This window comes from Curtobacterium sp. MCBD17_019 (genome assembly GCF_003234555.1).
Lineage (GTDB): Bacteria > Actinomycetota > Actinomycetes > Actinomycetales > Microbacteriaceae > Curtobacterium.
In genome coordinates this window covers 1-15,990 of record NZ_QKTT01000021.1, presented here as the reverse complement: position 1 = coordinate 15,990, position 15,990 = coordinate 1, and the positions used below count along the sequence as shown (strand labels likewise).

The window sequence follows — 15,990 nt, the reverse complement described above, 5'->3', positions numbered from 1 at the left end:
CTGAGGGCATGGCACACCGCGCCGTCGTCCGCACCGCCACCGCCGCGGACGCCCGCGGCATCGCGACGGTCCACGCCGTGTCGTGGCGCGAGACGTACGCGCACCTCGTCGACGGGGAGGACCATCCCGCCTTCCAGATCGAGCCGCGCGTCGCGCGGTGGGAACAGAACCTCGCCGCCGGGTCCTTCGGCACGGTGGTCGCGGTCGTCGACGGTGCGGTCGTCGGGTTCGCCACGACGGCCGATCTCGGCGCCCCCGATCAGCCCGCCGAACACGATCAGCCCGCCGAACAGCGGACCGAGGCGACCACCGCGCATCCGCCCGCCGCGCGCCACCCCACCGAGCTGACGATGCTGTACGTCCTCGCCGCCGCACACGGCACCGGCATCGGCCAGGCGCTCCTCGACGCGGCGCTCGCGGACCGGCCGGCGTCGCTGTGGGTCGCGGCCGACAACCCGCGGGCGCAGGCGTTCTACCGGCGCAATGGGTTCAGGACCGACGGCACCACCGGCGCGTTCCCGCCGATCGGCGCGACCGTCCGCATGGTGCGCTGAGCAGGCCGGGAGGCCCGACCCGGCTCCCGCGGACCGTCAAAGCTTCTCGATCGGCGCGATCTTGATGAGGAGCTTCTTGCGCCCGGCTGTGTCGAACTGGACCTCGGCGATCCGCTTCGCCCCGTTCCCGGTGACCGCGGTGACGCGTCCCTCACCGAAGTCGACGTGCGAGATCCGGTCCCCCGGCGCGAGCTCCATGTCGCCGTTGTCGCGCACCTGCCCCGAGACGCTGTTCGACCACTCGGTCTTCGGGCGGGTCTTCGCCGCGGCCGTGGCCCGGTCGAAGCTGCCGCCCGCGAACCCGCCGCCGCGTCCGCGCCAGCCCGCGCCGCCGCCCGGTCCGACGCCGCCCTCGCGCCGGGCGTTCAGGGCGCGGGGTTGCGTGCCACCACGGCTGTTCGCCATGCCCGGTGACTGCTTCCACTCGATGAGCCCGTCCGGGATCTCCTGAAGGAACCGCGAGGGCATGGCCACGTTGACGTCACCGAACTGCGCGCGCGTCATCGCGAGCGAGAGGAACAGGTGCTTCCGAGCGCGGGTGATGCCCACGTAGAACAGACGGCGTTCCTCGGCCGGACCACCGGGCTCGCCGGCGGACATGCGGTGCGGGAGCAGGTCCTCCTCGATGCCGGTGAGGAACACCGCGTCGTACTCGAGCCCCTTCGCGGTGTGCAGCGTCATGAGCGAGACGGTGCCCGAGGAGTCGTCGAGCTCGTCGGCCGCGGCGACCAGGGAGACCTCGGTCAGGAAGTCCGAGAGCGTGCCGTCGGGGTTGTTCTTCTGGAACTCCCGCGTGACCGCCACGAGCTCGTCGATGTTGTCGGCGCGGGCGGCGTCCTGGGCGTCCGGCGACATCCGGAGCACCTCGAGCAGCTTCGAGCCGTCGAGCAGCTGCGTCAGGGTGTCGACGACGGGCTGCGTCGGGGCCTTCTCGGCGACGGCGTCGAGCAGTGCCGCGAAGTCGGTGATCGCCGTGCGGACCTTCGGCCCGAACCCGAGTTCGTCGGCGTGCCGGAGGGCCTCGCGCAACGAGACCTCGTTCTGGTCGGCGTACCGCTGCAGGGCCGTCTCGGTGACGGCGCCGATGCCGCGCTTCGGCACGTTGAGGATCCGGCGCAGCGACAGCGGGTCCGCGGGGTTCGCGACGGTGATCAGGTACGCCATGGCGTCCTTGATCTCGGCACGCTCGTAGAACTTCGTGCCGCCGAGCACCCGGTACGGGATCGCCGCGCGGATGAAGATCTCCTCGAGTGCACGGGTCTGGGAGTTCGTCCGGTAGAACACGGCCATGTCCCGGTAGTCCATGTGCTCGTCGTCGTGCAGCCGCTGGATCTCGTCCGCGACGAACTGGGCCTCGTCGTGCCCGGTGTAGCCCGTGAAGCCCGTGATCTTCTCGCCGGCCCCGACGTCCGTGAACAGGTTCTTGGCCTGCCGGTCGAAGTTGTTCGCGATCACGGCGTTGGCGGCGTCGAGGATGTTCTGCGTCGACCGGTAGTTCTGCTCGAGCAGGATCACCCGGCTGTTCGGGAAGTCCCGCTCGAACTCGACGATGTTCCGGATGTCCGCCCCGCGGAAGGCGTAGATCGACTGGTCGGAGTCGCCGACCACGGTGAGCGACGCCGGTGCGATCGACCCGTCGGGCTCCCGCATGCGGTCGACGTGCTGCCCCGACGCCTCGAGCGCGTCGACCTGCTCGGGTGCGACCGGGCGTGTGAGTTCGCGGATCAGGGCGTACTGGGCGTGGTTCGTGTCCTGGTACTCGTCGACGAGCACGTGCCGGAAGCGCCGCTGGTACAGCGCGGCGACGTCGGGGAACGCCCGGAACAGGAACACCGTCTGCCCGATGAGATCGTCGAAGTCGAACGCGTTCGCTCGCCGGAGCTCGCGTGAGTACTGACGGAACACCTCGAGGAACATGACCTCTTGCGGGTCGTTCGTGTTGATGTCGCGGGCGTAGGACTCGACGTCCTGCAGTTCGTTCTTGAGCTTCGAGATCTTGTTGGCGGCGGCACCCACCGTCAGCCCGAGCGCGTCGGCCTCGAGGTCCTTGAGGATCCGCTTGAGCAGTGCACGCGAGTCCGCGGAGTCGTAGATCGTGAACGACGACGTGAACCCGAACCGCTCGGACTCGCGTCGGAGGATGCGCACGCACGCCGAGTGGAACGTCGAGATCCACATGCCCTCGGCCGCCCCGCCGACGAGCGCCTGGACACGCTCGCGCATCTCGGCCGCGGCCTTGTTCGTGAACGTGATCGCCAGGATCTGACTCGGCCAGGCCTCGCGGTTGGCCAGGAGGAGCGCGATGCGCCGGGTGAGCACACTCGTCTTGCCGGATCCCGCGCCCGCCACGATGAGGAGGGACTCGCCGCGGTACTCGACCGCGGCCTTCTGCTGCGGGTTGAGGCCGGCGGTGAAGGGGTCGTCGTAGGTGGCGGTGCCGCTGCGCGCGGGTCGACCCGCCCCGTCATCGGGAGCGGAGTCGAAGGGGTCGAGCACGATCGTCATGACCGGGTCAGTCTAGGCGCGACCACGGACACCGCCACCGGACCGACGCCCGACCGCGGCCCGCATCCGCGCCTCCCGCGGCGCCGGGAGCTCAGCGGGCGAGACCGTGCCGGAGCGCGTCGAACAGCCGCCCCAACCGCGCCCGGTGGTCGTCGACGAGGGCGTCAGCCGAGGTCCCCGAGATCACGTGACGCGCGGTGACCACGAGGACGGTGGCGTAGCCCGCCACGACGAGAGCCGCGAGCAGGGTCGGATCGCCGTCGAACCCGCCGTCGTCCCGGACCGCGTCCTCGAGGGTCCGCTGCAGTTCCGCGCCGATCTCGCGCGCCCGGGCGACGAGGGCCGAGGACTCCGCCACGGTCCGGAAGAACGGACCGGACCGGTCGTCGAGCCCGGACAGGGGATGCCGTTCGTCGACGAGCCGCAGGGCCACGGCGTGCAGTGCAGCCAGGACGTCGGTGCCGGCGGGACGCGACCGCACCGCCGCACGGAGCAGCTCGGCGGCGTCGAGCGAGCGGTCGAGGAACAGGTCCTCCTTCCGCGGGAAGTGGTTGAAGACGGTGACGCTGGACACGCCGGCGGCCCGCGCGACCTCCGCGACGGTCACGGCGTCGAAACCGCGTTCGTGGAACAGGCCGGACGCGATCGCGGCGATCCTGGCTCGCGTCTCGGGTCCACCGCGCGCTGTGGTCCGTGGCATCGTTCCTCCACTTGCTTGTGTCACTCAACTTACTCACGTAAGGTCAGCGCCATGTCCGACCCGACCACCAGCGCCATCGTCCCAGGCGCGCGATCCACCCGGCGCGCGCCCACCTCGCTCCGACAGGCGTGGCCCGCCCTGCTCGGCCTGTCGGCCGTGTTCCTGTTCGAGATGCTCGACAACGCGATCCTCAACGTCGCACTCCCCACGATCGGCCGGGAGCTCCACACGACGACGACCGGTCTGCAGTGGGTGACCGGCTCCTACGCCGTCGTGTTCGGCGGGTCGATGCTCGTGTTCGGGGCGATCGCCGACCGGTTCGGGCGGCGGCGCGTCATGCTCGTCGGGCTCGTCCTGCTCGCCGTGACGAGCCTCGCGACCGCGCTCGTCGACTCGGCGGGCGAGCTCATCGCCGTCCGGGTCGTCACGGGGATCGCCGCCGCGATGACCACGCCGGGCTCCATGGCACTCGCGTTCCGGCTGTTCGACCGTGACGACCTCCGCGTCCGCGCGACCACCCTCATCTCGACGGTCGGGCTCGTGGGGCTCGCGATCGGGCCGACCGTCGGCGGGTTCGTCCTCGCGGTCGCGCCGTGGCAGGTCCTCCTCCTCGTGAACGCCCCGATCGCGGTGCTGGCGATCATCGGGGTCCGCCGGGGCGTGACCCCCGACGAGCCCGAGGAGCTCCACCCCGCACCGATCGACGTCCTCGGCGCGGCGCTCGGCACGGCGACGATCGTCCTCGGCCTCGTCGCACCGACGCTCTTCATCGACCGTGGTGCGCAGGACGGCGCGCCGTGGGCCGCGAGCCTCGCCGCCCTCGTGGCCGCGGCGCTCTTCGTGCTCCGCGAACGCACCGCGCGGCACCCCCTGCTCGACCTCGCCCTGGTCGCCCTGCCCCGCGTCTCGAGCGGACTCGCGTTCAAGGCCGCCGCCGGACTCGCCACCGCCGGGCTCGGGTACCTCGTGACCCTGCAGTTCCAGCTGGACTGGGGTTGGGCACCAGCACTGGCCGCCCTCGGCATGCTCCCGCAGGTCGCCGTCCTCGTCGCGGGCGGCCCGTTCGTCGGCCGGTTCGTCCACCGCGTCGGGATCGACCGGGCGGCGTGGTCGAGCGCGGCCGCCGTGGTGGCCGGCCTCGCCGTGTACGGAGTGCTCGGGCGCTTCGGCTACCCCTGGGTCGCCGCCGCGCTCGTGCTCGAGGCGGCCGGCATGCGCGTCGTCGGGGTCGTCGCGGGCGTGAACGTCCTCCGCGGCCTGCCGTCGGCGCGCACGACGATCGGTGCCGCGCTCGTCGACACGGCCACCGAGGTCGCGTCCGGCATCGGTCTCGCCGTCACGGGGACCGTCCTCGCCGCGTCCGCCGTCGGTCGGCTCACCGCGGGCGGGTGGACCGCCGCTCAGACCGCGGGGTTCCGGGAGGCCGTGACCACCGGGTCCCTCGTCCTCACCGTCGTCGCCGCGGCACTCGTCGCCTGGGGGATCGCCCGCGGCCGACGTGCCGTGCCGCTCGGTTGAGCGGGGGCGCTCAGCGGAGCATCGACCGTGCGGCGAGCGCGAGGTCCGGCTGGTCCGCGAACACGCCGTCCACGCCCGTGCGCATCACCGAGGTGAACCAGCGGGCCCAGTCCCCGTGCGCCGCGAGGTCGCCGTCGCGCCGGAGTGGCGCGGGGAGGAACCGGTTCTCCGCGCGGAGCGTCCAGGTGAACACCGTCAACCCGGCGGCGTGGGCCCGCTCGACCAGGCCGCTGCGGACCTCCCGGTCGTCGCGCACGGCGACCGAGTCGACAGCCGCCATCAGGGTCGACAGGTCCACGCTGATGCCGTCGAAGCGCGACGCGAGCCCGGCCAGGCCGGCGTCGGTGCGCTCAGCGGCGTACGTCGGGGCGGCGGAGCCGTGCCGCGCGCGCTCGTCGGCCGCCGCGCCCCGCCGCTCCATGAGGTAGACGGAGCGACCGCCCGTTCCCCGGGCCCTCAGGTCGAGGAGCACCTGCTTCTCGAAGCTCTCGAACGTGAGGCGCGGATCGGAGCGCCAGCCGGCCTCGCCGAGGACGGCGTCGACGAGCTCGTCGAGGGGCAACCCCTGCTCGGCGAAGAAGGTGGCGTGCTTGACCTCGGCCACGAGCCCGACCGGGCGCGGTGCGGCGTCGAGCAGTGCGAGGAGGTCCGCGAAGCGGAGGATCCCCCCGCTGCCGTCGTACGCCGCGCTCGCCGGCCGCAGGGCGGGGAGGCGCTCACGCACGCGGAGGGTGCGCAGCTCCTCCCACGTGAGGTCCTCGGTGAACCAGCCGGTGACGCGCTGACCGTCGACGCGCTTCGTGGTGCGCCGGTCGCGGAACTCCGGTCGGGACGCGATGTCGGTCGTGCCCGAGATCTCGTTCTCGTGACGCAGGACGAGCACACCGTCCCGGCTCACGACGAGATCCGGCTCGATCGCGTCCGCGCCGAGCGTCACCGCCAGGTCGTAGGCCGCGCGGGAATGCTCGGGACGGTGCCCGGAGGCGCCCCGGTGGGCGATGACGCGGGGCTGTGGAGACGCCGTGCGCGCGTGCTCGTCGGGCATGCGCACGAGCGTACGGGCGTTCTCCCAGAGGACGGCGACAGGATCGCGAGCACACCGGTGATGGCAGCCCGTCACCACCAGGAGGCCCGCAGTCCGCTCATCGCGAATCCCCAGCCAGGCGCCGTCGAACGACCCTAGGCTGAGAGAACACGGATGTTCGCACCCGCGACGCTCCCCGACAGCCGGACCACACCCGGCCGCAGAGCACCCAGAGAACAGGAACAACGAGGACACCATGGCGTTCAAGCCCGGTTTCGACCAGTCCCCCGCCTTCAACGACGCGGGCCGCAACGCATGGGGCAACGGTGCCTACGGCGCCGGCGCCCCCTCCGGCCAGGCCCCGTACGGACAGCAGGCCCCCTACGGCCGGGCCGGCGGCCAGCCGCTCACGCCCGAGCAGCTCCAGTACATGTACGACCGCCCGGCGGCCGGCCCGGTCGAGACCGACCGCATGAGCTACGAGGACACGATCGTCAAGACGCTCGTGGCCTTCGGTGTGCTCGTCGTCGGCGCGGTCATCGGGTGGATGGTCCCGGCGCTCATGATCGTCGGCGTCATCGGGGGCTTCGTGCTCGCGCTCGTCAACACGTTCAAGCGCAGGCCCTCACCCGCCCTCGTCCTCACCTACGCGGGGCTCGAAGGCCTCTTCGTCGGCGGGATCTCGCAGGTCTTCAACACCCAGTGGGACGGCATCGTCGCCCAGGCGGTGTTCGGCACGCTCGGCGTCTTCGCCGTGACGCTCCTGCTCTTCACGTCCGGCAAGGTCCGTGCGACCCCGAAGGCCACGCGGTTCTTCCTCGTCGCGATGCTCGGGTACCTCGCGTTCTCGCTCGTGAACCTCGTCCTCATGTGGACGGGTGTCACGCACAGCGCGTTCGGTCTGCTGAACGTGACGCTGTTCGGCATCCCGCTCGGTGTGCTCATCGGAATCCTCGTGGTGCTCATGGCCGCGTACTCGCTCGTGCTCGACTTCGACCAGATCAAGACCGGCGTCGAGCGTGGCGCCCCGCGCATCTACGGCTGGACCGCCGCGTTCGGACTCATCGTCACGCTGGTCTGGCTGTACCTCGAGATCCTGCGCATCCTCGCCATCCTGCGGAACAACTAGGCCCTCCCGGACCTCGTCCCCGCACCCCGGACCGAGCCCCGCCGACGCGTCCCCGTCGGCGGGGCTCTTCCGTGTCCGGGCGCCGTAGCGAAGCGGGAAGTGCGCGCACAGACGACAAGTGCGCATGCGGGCGCATGCGCACTTGTCGTCAGCGTGAGCAGACCGGCCCCGGGGCCCCTGGCCCGGCGGCCCCTACTCCCACTCGATGGTGCCCGGCGGCTTCGACGTGACGTCGAGCACGACGCGGTTGACGTCGCGCACCTCGTTCGTGATCCGGTTCGAGATCCGCGCGAGGACGTCGTACGGCAGGCGCGTCCAGTCCGCCGTCATGGCGTCCTCCGAGGAGACGGGGCGCAGCACGATCGGGTGCCCGTAGGTCCGCCCGTCGCCCTGCACGCCGACCGACCGGACGTCGGCGAGCAGCACCACGGGGCACTGCCAGATCTCCTGGTCGAGGCCCGCCGCGGTGAGTTCGGCGCGCACGATCGCGTCCGCCGCACGGAGCAGGTCGAGGCGGTCCTTCGTGACCTCGCCGACGATGCGGATGCCGAGGCCCGGGCCGGGGAACGGCTGCCGCCCGACGATGACCTCGGGCAGGCCGAGTTCGCGGCCGATCGCCCGGACCTCGTCCTTGAACAGGGTCCGGAGCGGCTCGACGAGCGCGAACGTCATGTCCTCGGGCAGGCCGCCGACGTTGTGGTGCGACTTGATGTTCGCGGTGCCCGTCCCGCCGCCGGACTCGACGACGTCGGGGTAGAGCGTGCCCTGCACGAGGAACCTGACCTCGCCCGCGTCGTCGTCCGCCTTCGCCTCGAGCACCAGGGCCTCGGCCGCGGACTCGAACGTCCGGATGAACTCGCGCCCGATGATCTTGCGCTTCTGCTCCGGGTCGGACACGCCGGCGAGTGCGTCGAGGAACTGCTGCTCGGCGTCGATCGTGACGAGCCGGACGCCGGTCGAGGCGACGTAGTCCTCTTCCACCTGCTTCCGCTCGTCGGCGCGCAGCAGACCGTGGTCGACGAAGACGCAGGTGAGCTGATCGCCCACGGCCTTCTGCACGAGCGCGGCGGCGACGGCGGAGTCGACACCGCCCGACAGACCGGCGATGACCCGCGCCGAGCCGACCTGCTCGCGGATCCGGTCGACCTGCTCGGCGATGACGTTGCCGGCGTTCCAGTCACCCGGCAGGCCGGCCGCCTTGTGCAGGAAGTTCTCGATGACCCGCTGGCCCTCGGCGGAGTGCTTGACCTCGGGGTGCCACTGCACGCCGTAGAGCTTGCGCTCGTCGGACCCGAAGGCCGCGACCGGGGTCGAGGAGCTCGACGCGAGGACCTCGAAGCCCTCGGGCGCGGTGCGCACGGAGTCGCCGTGGCTCATCCAGGCGGTCTGCGCCGCGGGCTGGCCGCCGAGCAGCGTGCCGCCGTCACCGACGAGCTCGACGTCGGTGGCCCCGTACTCGCGGAGGCCGGTGTTCGCGACCTCGCCGCCGAGTGACTTCGCCATCACCTGGAAGCCGTAGCAGATGCCGAGGACGGGCACACCGAGCTCGAGGATGCCCTCGTCGAGGTCGGGCGAGCCGGCCTCGTAGACGCTGGACGGCCCTCCCGACAGGACGATCGCGGCGGGGTCCTTCGCCTTGATCTCGTCGGCCGTGACGGTGTGCGGCACGATCTCGCTGTAGACGTTCGCCTCGCGCACGCGACGGGCGATGAGCTGCGCGTACTGGGCGCCGAAGTCGACGACGAGGACGGGACGCTGGTCGGTCTCGCTCACCGAGCGGCCTCCTTCTGGCGCGCCTGCTGGTGCTGCGCGACGAGTTCATGGTGGGTCGCCAGCGCGATGCCCGCCATGCGGTGCTCCACGAAGAACGACAGGAACGGGACGACACCGCCGAGGGCGATGAGCAGGAAGCGCAGCGGCTTCCAGCGCATGATGCTCCACAGGCGGAAGTCGGCGAAGAGGTAGAGCACGTACAGCCAGCCGTGCGCGATGAGGATCCCGATCGACAGGTCGAACGTGCCGGGGGCCTTGCCCGAGGTGCCCTCGGGCACGAAGAAGCCGTTGCCGCCCAGCTGCATCTCGGTGTGCATCGGCGTGTACTTGAGGACCATCTCGAGCACGAGCAGCAGGAGCATGACACCCGTGATGTACGCGGAGACCCGGTACAGGCGGACCGCCCCCGGGATCTTGCGGATGTCACGCGTGCGGACGGTCAGGGCCATGGACCGATCCTACCGGTGGCCCGCGTGGGCCCCGGCGAGCAGCTGGGAGTCCTGAGCACCCGCAGAGCCGACCGGGAGGTCCGGGTCGGGATCGCGGTCGTCGTCCGGCCCGTCGTCGTCACCGGCCGCCTCGTCCTGCTCACGCTCCCAGGCGTCCTTGACGAAGCGGTACCAGAGGAACACCGCGAAGCCCGCGAAGACGACCCACTCGACCGCGTAGAAGAGGTTGAGCCAGTTGAACTGGACGTTCCGGGTGGGCGCCCGGTCGGCGATCGTGCCGAGGTGCGCCTGGGCCGCCGTCGGATGGGTGGCGACCACGTACCCGCCGTAGATCTCGCCGTCGAAGTCGTGCCACTCGTTGACGAGCGACGCCGCGGCCACCGCGCTGTGCTCGCCCTTCTGGAACGCGTCCTGGTCGGGTGACTCCGACGGGTAGTAGCGGCCCTCGACCGTGACGGTACGACCCGTGGCCGCCCGGGCGCCACCCGCGAGGGCCGCCCGCCGTGCGTCCGCGTACCCGATGACGACCGGGAGGCTGGCGCCCGAGCTGCTGTCGACGAAGTGCCCGACCGTCTGGAAGCGGCCACCGCCGCTGCGCCCGGTGAGCACCACCGTGTCGCCCGCGACGAAGTGCCCCCGCACGGAGACCCGCTGACCGGCGAGGTCCTCCGGCATGGAGCGCTGCGGCTTCGTGACGCGGTCGAGCACCTGCTGGTTCTCGGTGGAGGCGGGACCGACCTTCGCCGTCGCGATCGCCCGTTCGAGCTGCCACCGCCCGAGGAACGCGAACAGCGCCGCGAGGGCGAGCGCCAGGACCAGGAGACCGATCCACCGCGGTCGACGCGCCACAGCCCACATGTGTCAGTACTCCGGATCCCGCTGTCGTTCGGCGCGGACGTCGGACTGCTGCCCGGCCTGCTCCGCGTGGAGGTCGATCGGCGACGCCGGTACGGGTTCGCGGTCCTCCACGAGCACCGGCGCCTCCTCCGGTGCACCATTCTCGCGCGCTTCGCTGCCCGCTGCCTCCACGAGGGCGATCTCCTCGGCGAACATGCGATCACGCTCAGCTCGCCGCGCTTGCTCCGCCGCCGTCCGAGCACGCGCACGCCGCCGCTCCGGACGGAGCACGAGGAGGCCGATCCGGTCGGCGTTCACGGCCAGGAGCGGACCGAGGATCGCCATCACGAGGACGTACAGCCCCGCGAACGCCGTGATCCGCGCCTCGAGGCCCGCGGCTGCCGACAGCGTCGCGAGGATGAGCGCGAACTCGCCGCGGTTGACGAGGATCACGGCGGTGTTGATGCCCGCCTGGGCGCCGAACCCGTTCATCCGGGCCACGACCTGGCCGGCGATCGCGTTGAGGACGACGGTCATGAGCACGGCGCCGAGCACCGGCCACACGACGACGCCGAACGTCGAGACGTCGAGGCCCAGCCCGAAGTTGACGAAGAAGAACGCGCCGAAGACGTCCCGCATCGGGAGCGCGAGCTGTTCGATGCGGTCGCGGTACCGGGTGGCACCGCAGAGCAGGCCGATGACGAACGCGCCGATGGCGTCCGTCACGCCGAGCAGGTCTCCGAGCCCCCCGAACAGCACCGCGAGCCCGAAGAACAGCACCGTGAACAGCTCGTCGTCACGGGTGTTGAAGGCTCGCGAGACGAACCTGCCGCCCCAGCGCGCGAGCGAGAACATGACGATGAGGAACCCGAACGACAGCGCCAGCTTGCCGACGACCGCCCAGATGTTCGTGTCGCCGCTGAGCACGACGGACACGATCGCCAGGTAGATGGCGATGAAGACGTCCTCGATGACCGTGACGCCGAGGATCATCGGCGTCTCGTCGTTCGCGAGGCGCCGGAGCTCGATGAGGAGCTTCGTGACGATCGCGCTCGAACTCGTCGCCGTCATCCCCGCGACGACGAGGGCCTCGCGCGTGCCCCAGCCGAGCGAGAAGCCGAACGCGAACCCGACGCCCATGTTGATCGCGACGTAGGTACCGCCGGACACGAGCAACTTGCCCGCGTTGCCGTAGAACTCCTCTTGGTCGAACTCGAGCCCGAGGTTGAACAGCAGCAGCACGAGCCCGAACGTCGCGATGAGCTCGATCGTGTGCGACTCGATGCTCAGCCCGATCCACGTGGAGTGCGGACTCGCGATGAGTCCGACCACCATGTAGATCGGGATGGCCGGCAGGCCGATGAGCTTGCCGAGACGTCCGAGGACGTAGGCGATGAGGAACAGGCCGCCGATGGTCAGCAGCTCACCACCCAGGTGCATCGCCCTATCCTCCGGGCGGGGCCTCGACGGACGCCGCCGTCAGTACACCGCTGCGGTAGTAGGCGAAGGCGCGCGCGACCTTCTCCGGGGAACCCGCGACGACGATGGTGTCGCCCGGGAACACGACGAAGTCGCCGGAGGGCGCCGGGTTCGCCGAGTCGCCACGGACGACCGCGACGACGGTGAGGCCGATGATGCCCGCGGCCGCCAGGTCGCCGAGCGGCTTGCCGGCGATGGCGTCCTCGTAGTCGACGCTGAACCAGTCGATCGACAGCCCGGGGATCTCGTCGAGCTTCGACAGGCCCTCGGTGATCCGGGTGCCGCCGAGCAGTTCGGCGAGCGTGTGGGCCTCGTCCTCACTGAGGCGGAGCGAGACCTTCTGCGCACGGTCGGCGCCGTCCGACACGTCGGCGAAGGAGATGAGGTCGGAGTGCCCCGACCGGTGCGTGATGACCCCGCACTTGCCACCGTCGTCGGTGTAGAAGCTGTGCAGTACGCCGACGCCGGGGAGCTTGACGCGATGAACGTCGACCATGGATGACTCCCTTTGTTGTCGCCCATGTTAACCGCGCACGCGCTCGCGCGATTCCCGCCGCCGCGGACCGGGAGGAGCGGGGCGCGCCCGCACCGTCCCTCCCGTCCGCCGTCCGGTCGGGGCCGCCGCGGTCAGCGCGGCTCGGTCGTCTTCTCGCCGATCACCTGCTCGTCCTCGGCGCGGCCGCCGTCCTGGCGACCCGGGCCGCCGACCTTGACGTCGTCCTCCTCGAAGCCGAACGCGATGTCGGGCGCCTCGAGCCGCACGCGGTCGGCGGAGGCGTCGTCCGGCTCGAGCTGGCTCGCCCGCTCCGCCGCGACGCGCTTGAGGTAGTTGCCCACTTCCTCCTCGGTGCGCTCGCGGTCCCAGCCCAGCACGCCCGCCATGAGCCGCGCGGCCACGGGTGCGGCCGACTCGCCGCGGTCCCACGCCTCGATCGAGATGCGCGTCCGCCGGGCGAGGACGTCCTCGAGGTGCAGGGCGCTCTCGTGGCTCGCCGCGTACACGACCTCGGCGCCGATGTAGTCGTCGGCCCCCGGCAGCGGCTCGGCGAGCGTCGGGTCCTCGCTGACGAGCCGGAGGACCTCGTCGGCGAGGGTGCCGTACCGGTTGAGCAGGTGCTCGAGCCGGACCTTGTGCAGCCCGTACGCCCGGGCCGTCCTGCCGCGCCGGTTCCACGCGGCCGGGTAGCCCTCGGCGCCGAGCAGCGGGATCTCGTCCGTGATCGACTCCGGGATCCGGCCGTCGAGCGCGGCGACGGCCTCGTCGATCGCGTCCTTCGCCATCACGCGGTAGGTCGTCCACTTGCCGCCCGCGACGACGACGAGCCCGGGCACGGTGTGCGCGACGATGTGCTCGCGGGACAGCTTCGACGTCTGGTCGGACTCGCCCGCGAGCAAGGGGCGGAGTCCGGCGTAGACGCCCTCGACGTCCTCGCGCGTCAGCGGCACCGCGAGGACCTGGTTGACGTGCTCGAGGATGTAGTCGATGTCCGCAGCGGTCGCGGCGGGGTGCGCCTTGTCGAGGTCCCAGTCGGTGTCCGTCGTGCCCACGAGCCAGTGCCGGCCCCACGGGATCACGAACAGCACGCTCTTCTCGGTGCGCAGGATCATGCCCATGGTCGACTGGAACCGGTCACGCGGGATCACGAGGTGCACGCCCTTCGAGGCGCGGACCTTGAACTGGCCCCGCTCCCCCACCATGGCCTGGGTGTCGTCCGTCCACACGCCCGTCGCGTTGACCACCTGCTTCGCGCGGATGTCGAACCGCTCACCGGTCTGGATGTCGTGCGCCTTCGCCCCCACGACGCGCTCGCCGACCTTGACGAAGCCCTCGATCCGCACCCGACTGGCGGCGTGGGCGCCGTACGCCGCTGCGGTGCGGGCGAGGGACGCGACGTACCGCGCGTCGTCGACCTGGGCGTCGTAGTAGGTCATCCCGCCGACGAGGGCGTCCTTCGCGAGGCTCGGGATCGCACGCATCACCTGGCGCTTCGACAGGTGCCGGTGGTGCGGGACGCCCGGGGGTCGCCCGCCGCTCCAGCTGAACGCGTCGTACATCGCCATGCCGATCCCGATGTAGAACCGCTCCCAGACCCGGTGGTTGAGCGGGTAGAGGAACTTCACGGGCTTGACGAGGTGTGGGGCGAGTCGCTGCAGGAGCAGGCCGCGCTCGATGAGGGCCTCGCGGACGAGCGCGAAGTTGAGCTGCTCCAGGTACCGGATCCCGCCGTGCACGAGCTTCGACGAGCGGCTGGAGGTCCCCGATCCCCAGTCCCGGGCCTCGACGATGCCGACACTCAGCCCGCGCGTGACGGCGTCGAGCGCGCTCCCCGTGCCGACGATGCCGCCCCCGATGACGAGCACGTCGAGTTCGCGTGACTTCAGGGCCTGGATGGCCGCCGCACGTTCCTCCGGACCGATCTTGTTCGAGTTCGAGACCGTCGTCCTGGCCATGTCCGCCTCCGTACCGCGTGGTCGGCCACGCCGGCGACGCAGCCCGCGGCGCCGGGCTCCGGACGACCGCCGAGCGGGCGGGTCAGGCGTGGTACGGCGCCACGACCACTTCTACTCGCTGGAACTCCTTGACGTCGGAGTATCCGGTGGTGGCCATCGACCGGCGGAGTGCGCCGACCAGGTTCGCCCGGCCCTCGCTCGTCGGGGTCGGGCCGGCGAGGACGTCCTCGAGCGGCGCGATCGAGCCGACGTGCATCCGGCGTCCGCGCGGGAGCTCGGGGTGGTGCGCCTCGGCGCCCCAGTGGTAGCCGCCGCCCGGGGCGTCCGTGGCACGCGCGAGCGCCGTGCCGAGCATGACGGCGTCGGCACCGACCGCGATCGCCTTGACGATGTCGCCCGAGGTGTCGAGCCCACCGTCGGCGATGACGTGCACGTAGCGGCCGCCGGACTCGTCGAGGTAGTCGCGCCGGGCACCGGCGACGTCCGCCACCGCGGTGGCCATGGGCGCGTGGATGCCGAGCGCCGCGCGTGTCGTCGATGCCGCACCGCCGCCGAAGCCGACGAGGACCCCCGCGGCGCCCGTCCGCATGAGGTGCAACGCGGCCGTGTACGTCGACGCTCCGCCCACGATCACGGGCACGTCGAGCTCGTAGATGAACTCCTTGAGGTTCAGCGGCTCCTGGTTCTGGGACACGTGCTCCGCCGACACGGTGGTGCCCCGGATCACGAAGAGGTCGACACCGGCGTCGACGACGGTCTGGTACAGCTCCTGCGTGCGCTGCGGGCTCAGCGCGCCGGCGACCGGCACGCCCGCGGCGCGGATCTCGGCGAGGCGGGCGGTCACGAGCTCGGGCTTGATCGGCTCGGCGTAGATCTGCTGCATGCGGGCCGTGACGTCGCCGTCGGCGAGCTCGCGGATCTCGGCGAGGTACGGCTCCGGGTCCTCGTACCGGGTCCAGAGGCCCTCGAGGTCGAGGACACCGAGCATGCCGAGGCGGCCCATGTGCACCGCGGTCGCGGGCGAGACCACCGAGTCCATGGGCGCTGCGATGATCGGCGCGTCGAAGGTGAAGGCGTCGATCGACCACTGCACGGACACGTCGCGCGGGTCGCGCGTGCGCCGCGAGGGCACCACCGCGATGTCGTCGAAGGCGTACGCCCGTCGTCCGCGCTTGCCGGCCCCGATCTCGACTTCAGTCACCGGGTCAGACTAGCGGGCCGGGCCGACCCGGGAACGGGCCGGCCGGACGGTGCGCACCGGTCCGCGAGCGACGCGTCGGGCACGGCCGGGAGGCACGGCACCGGCCGCCGCGCGCGTCACCGACGCGAGCGGCGGAGCAGCCGGAGCGTCAGCCCGAGTCCGACGGCGAGGACGAGGAGCACGACGACGAGCACCGCGAACACCTTGAGCACGAGGGCCGCGCCGACGAAGAGCAGGGCGAACACGACCCACACCACGCCGTCGAGGACGGGGCGGTGTTCGGGAGCGGGGCGGCGGCCGGACGTGGGCACGGACCCGACGCTAGCAGCGGGGCGGGCGCGGTCCGGGCCTCCCGGGCGTGGTGCGGGGG

Annotated in this window: 14 protein-coding genes; 3 read left to right on the top strand and 11 right to left on the bottom strand. The window is 71.6% G+C overall.

Features of this window, described 5'->3' with window-relative positions:
• The first annotated feature begins 8 nt into the window (after positions 1-8).
• Positions 9-554, top strand: a complete 546-nt coding sequence (locus tag DEI82_RS14840) for a GNAT family N-acetyltransferase (RefSeq protein WP_111012180.1) — start codon at positions 9-11, stop codon at positions 552-554.
• Positions 555-590: 36 nt separating this feature from the next.
• Here DEI82_RS14840 and DEI82_RS14835 read toward each other — a convergent pair whose 3' ends face one another.
• Positions 591-3,059, bottom strand: a complete 2,469-nt coding sequence (locus tag DEI82_RS14835) for an ATP-dependent helicase (protein WP_111009763.1) — start codon at positions 3,057-3,059, stop codon at positions 591-593.
• 91 nt (positions 3,060-3,150) lie between these two features.
• On the bottom strand, positions 3,151-3,759 hold the full coding sequence (locus tag DEI82_RS14830; RefSeq protein ID WP_111037442.1) for a TetR/AcrR family transcriptional regulator: 609 nt from the start codon (positions 3,757-3,759) through the stop codon (positions 3,151-3,153).
• A gap of 51 nt (positions 3,760-3,810) precedes the next feature.
• Between DEI82_RS14830 and DEI82_RS14825 the strand changes: the two genes are divergently transcribed.
• Positions 3,811-5,277, top strand: coding sequence for an MFS transporter (locus DEI82_RS14825; protein ID WP_111037441.1), 1,467 nt, complete (start codon positions 3,811-3,813; stop codon positions 5,275-5,277).
• A gap of 10 nt (positions 5,278-5,287) precedes the next feature.
• On the opposite strand, the gene DEI82_RS14820 is transcribed toward DEI82_RS14825, so the two are convergent.
• On the bottom strand, positions 5,288-6,322 hold the full coding sequence (locus tag DEI82_RS14820) for a glycerophosphodiester phosphodiesterase family protein (RefSeq protein WP_111037440.1): 1,035 nt from the start codon (positions 6,320-6,322) through the stop codon (positions 5,288-5,290).
• A 235-nt stretch (positions 6,323-6,557) separates the two neighbouring features.
• Here DEI82_RS14820 and DEI82_RS14815 point away from each other — a divergent pair, with 235 nt between their 5' ends.
• Positions 6,558-7,430, top strand: a complete 873-nt coding sequence (locus DEI82_RS14815) for a Bax inhibitor-1/YccA family protein (RefSeq protein WP_111026979.1) — start codon at positions 6,558-6,560, stop codon at positions 7,428-7,430.
• 192 nt (positions 7,431-7,622) lie between these two features.
• Here the strand turns inward: DEI82_RS14815 and guaA are convergent, their stop codons facing one another.
• From guaA to DEI82_RS14775, 8 genes are all read right to left on the bottom strand, one after another.
• Positions 7,623-9,203 (bottom strand): glutamine-hydrolyzing GMP synthase, encoded by a 1,581-nt coding sequence (gene guaA / locus DEI82_RS14810; protein WP_111037439.1) that lies wholly within the window; start codon positions 9,201-9,203, stop codon positions 7,623-7,625.
• The gene (locus DEI82_RS14805; RefSeq protein ID WP_111009768.1) at positions 9,200-9,652 is read right to left on the bottom strand and encodes a DUF3817 domain-containing protein; all 453 of its coding nucleotides are present in this window, start codon (positions 9,650-9,652) and stop codon (positions 9,200-9,202) included. The genes guaA and DEI82_RS14805 overlap by 4 nt, the downstream gene beginning before the upstream one ends.
• Before the next feature lie 9 nt (positions 9,653-9,661).
• Complete coding sequence (locus DEI82_RS14800; RefSeq protein WP_181435241.1) at positions 9,662-10,501, bottom strand: SURF1 family cytochrome oxidase biogenesis protein; 840 nt, start codon at positions 10,499-10,501, stop codon at positions 9,662-9,664.
• A gap of 12 nt (positions 10,502-10,513) precedes the next feature.
• Complete coding sequence (locus DEI82_RS14795) at positions 10,514-11,929, bottom strand: cation:proton antiporter (RefSeq protein ID WP_111037438.1); 1,416 nt, start codon at positions 11,927-11,929, stop codon at positions 10,514-10,516.
• 4 nt (positions 11,930-11,933) lie between these two features.
• Entirely contained in the window at positions 11,934-12,464 is a 531-nt protein-coding gene (locus tag DEI82_RS14790) for a cation:proton antiporter regulatory subunit (protein WP_111009771.1), read from the bottom strand.
• A gap of 131 nt (positions 12,465-12,595) precedes the next feature.
• Positions 12,596-14,419 carry a glycerol-3-phosphate dehydrogenase/oxidase gene (locus DEI82_RS14785; RefSeq protein ID WP_111009772.1) on the bottom strand — a complete coding sequence of 608 codons (1,824 nt, stop codon included), beginning with the start codon at positions 14,417-14,419 and terminating at the stop codon, positions 12,596-12,598.
• An 82-nt stretch (positions 14,420-14,501) separates the two neighbouring features.
• On the bottom strand, positions 14,502-15,620 hold the full coding sequence (locus tag DEI82_RS14780; RefSeq protein WP_111009773.1) for a GuaB3 family IMP dehydrogenase-related protein: 1,119 nt from the start codon (positions 15,618-15,620) through the stop codon (positions 14,502-14,504).
• A 116-nt stretch (positions 15,621-15,736) separates the two neighbouring features.
• Positions 15,737-15,931: a hypothetical protein gene (locus DEI82_RS14775; protein WP_111012172.1), complete on the bottom strand. Its 195-nt coding sequence runs from the start codon at positions 15,929-15,931 to the stop codon at positions 15,737-15,739.
• Positions 15,932-15,990: the final 59 nt, after the last annotated feature.

Coding starts and splice junctions, on each gene's coding strand:
- DEI82_RS14840 (WP_111012180.1), top strand. CDS start 9: ATGGCACACCGCGCCGTCGTCCGCACCGCCACCGCCGCGGACGCCCGC.
- DEI82_RS14835 (WP_111009763.1), bottom strand. CDS start 3,059: ATGACGATCGTGCTCGACCCCTTCGACTCCGCTCCCGATGACGGGGCG.
- DEI82_RS14830 (WP_111037442.1), bottom strand. CDS start 3,759: ATGCCACGGACCACAGCGCGCGGTGGACCCGAGACGCGAGCCAGGATC.
- DEI82_RS14825 (WP_111037441.1), top strand. CDS start 3,811: ATGTCCGACCCGACCACCAGCGCCATCGTCCCAGGCGCGCGATCCACC.
- DEI82_RS14820 (WP_111037440.1), bottom strand. CDS start 6,322: ATGCCCGACGAGCACGCGCGCACGGCGTCTCCACAGCCCCGCGTCATC.
- DEI82_RS14815 (WP_111026979.1), top strand. CDS start 6,558: ATGGCGTTCAAGCCCGGTTTCGACCAGTCCCCCGCCTTCAACGACGCG.
- DEI82_RS14805 (WP_111009768.1), bottom strand. CDS start 9,652: ATGGCCCTGACCGTCCGCACGCGTGACATCCGCAAGATCCCGGGGGCG.
- DEI82_RS14795 (WP_111037438.1), bottom strand. CDS start 11,929: ATGCACCTGGGTGGTGAGCTGCTGACCATCGGCGGCCTGTTCCTCATC.
- DEI82_RS14790 (WP_111009771.1), bottom strand. CDS start 12,464: ATGGTCGACGTTCATCGCGTCAAGCTCCCCGGCGTCGGCGTACTGCAC.
- DEI82_RS14785 (WP_111009772.1), bottom strand. CDS start 14,419: ATGGCCAGGACGACGGTCTCGAACTCGAACAAGATCGGTCCGGAGGAA.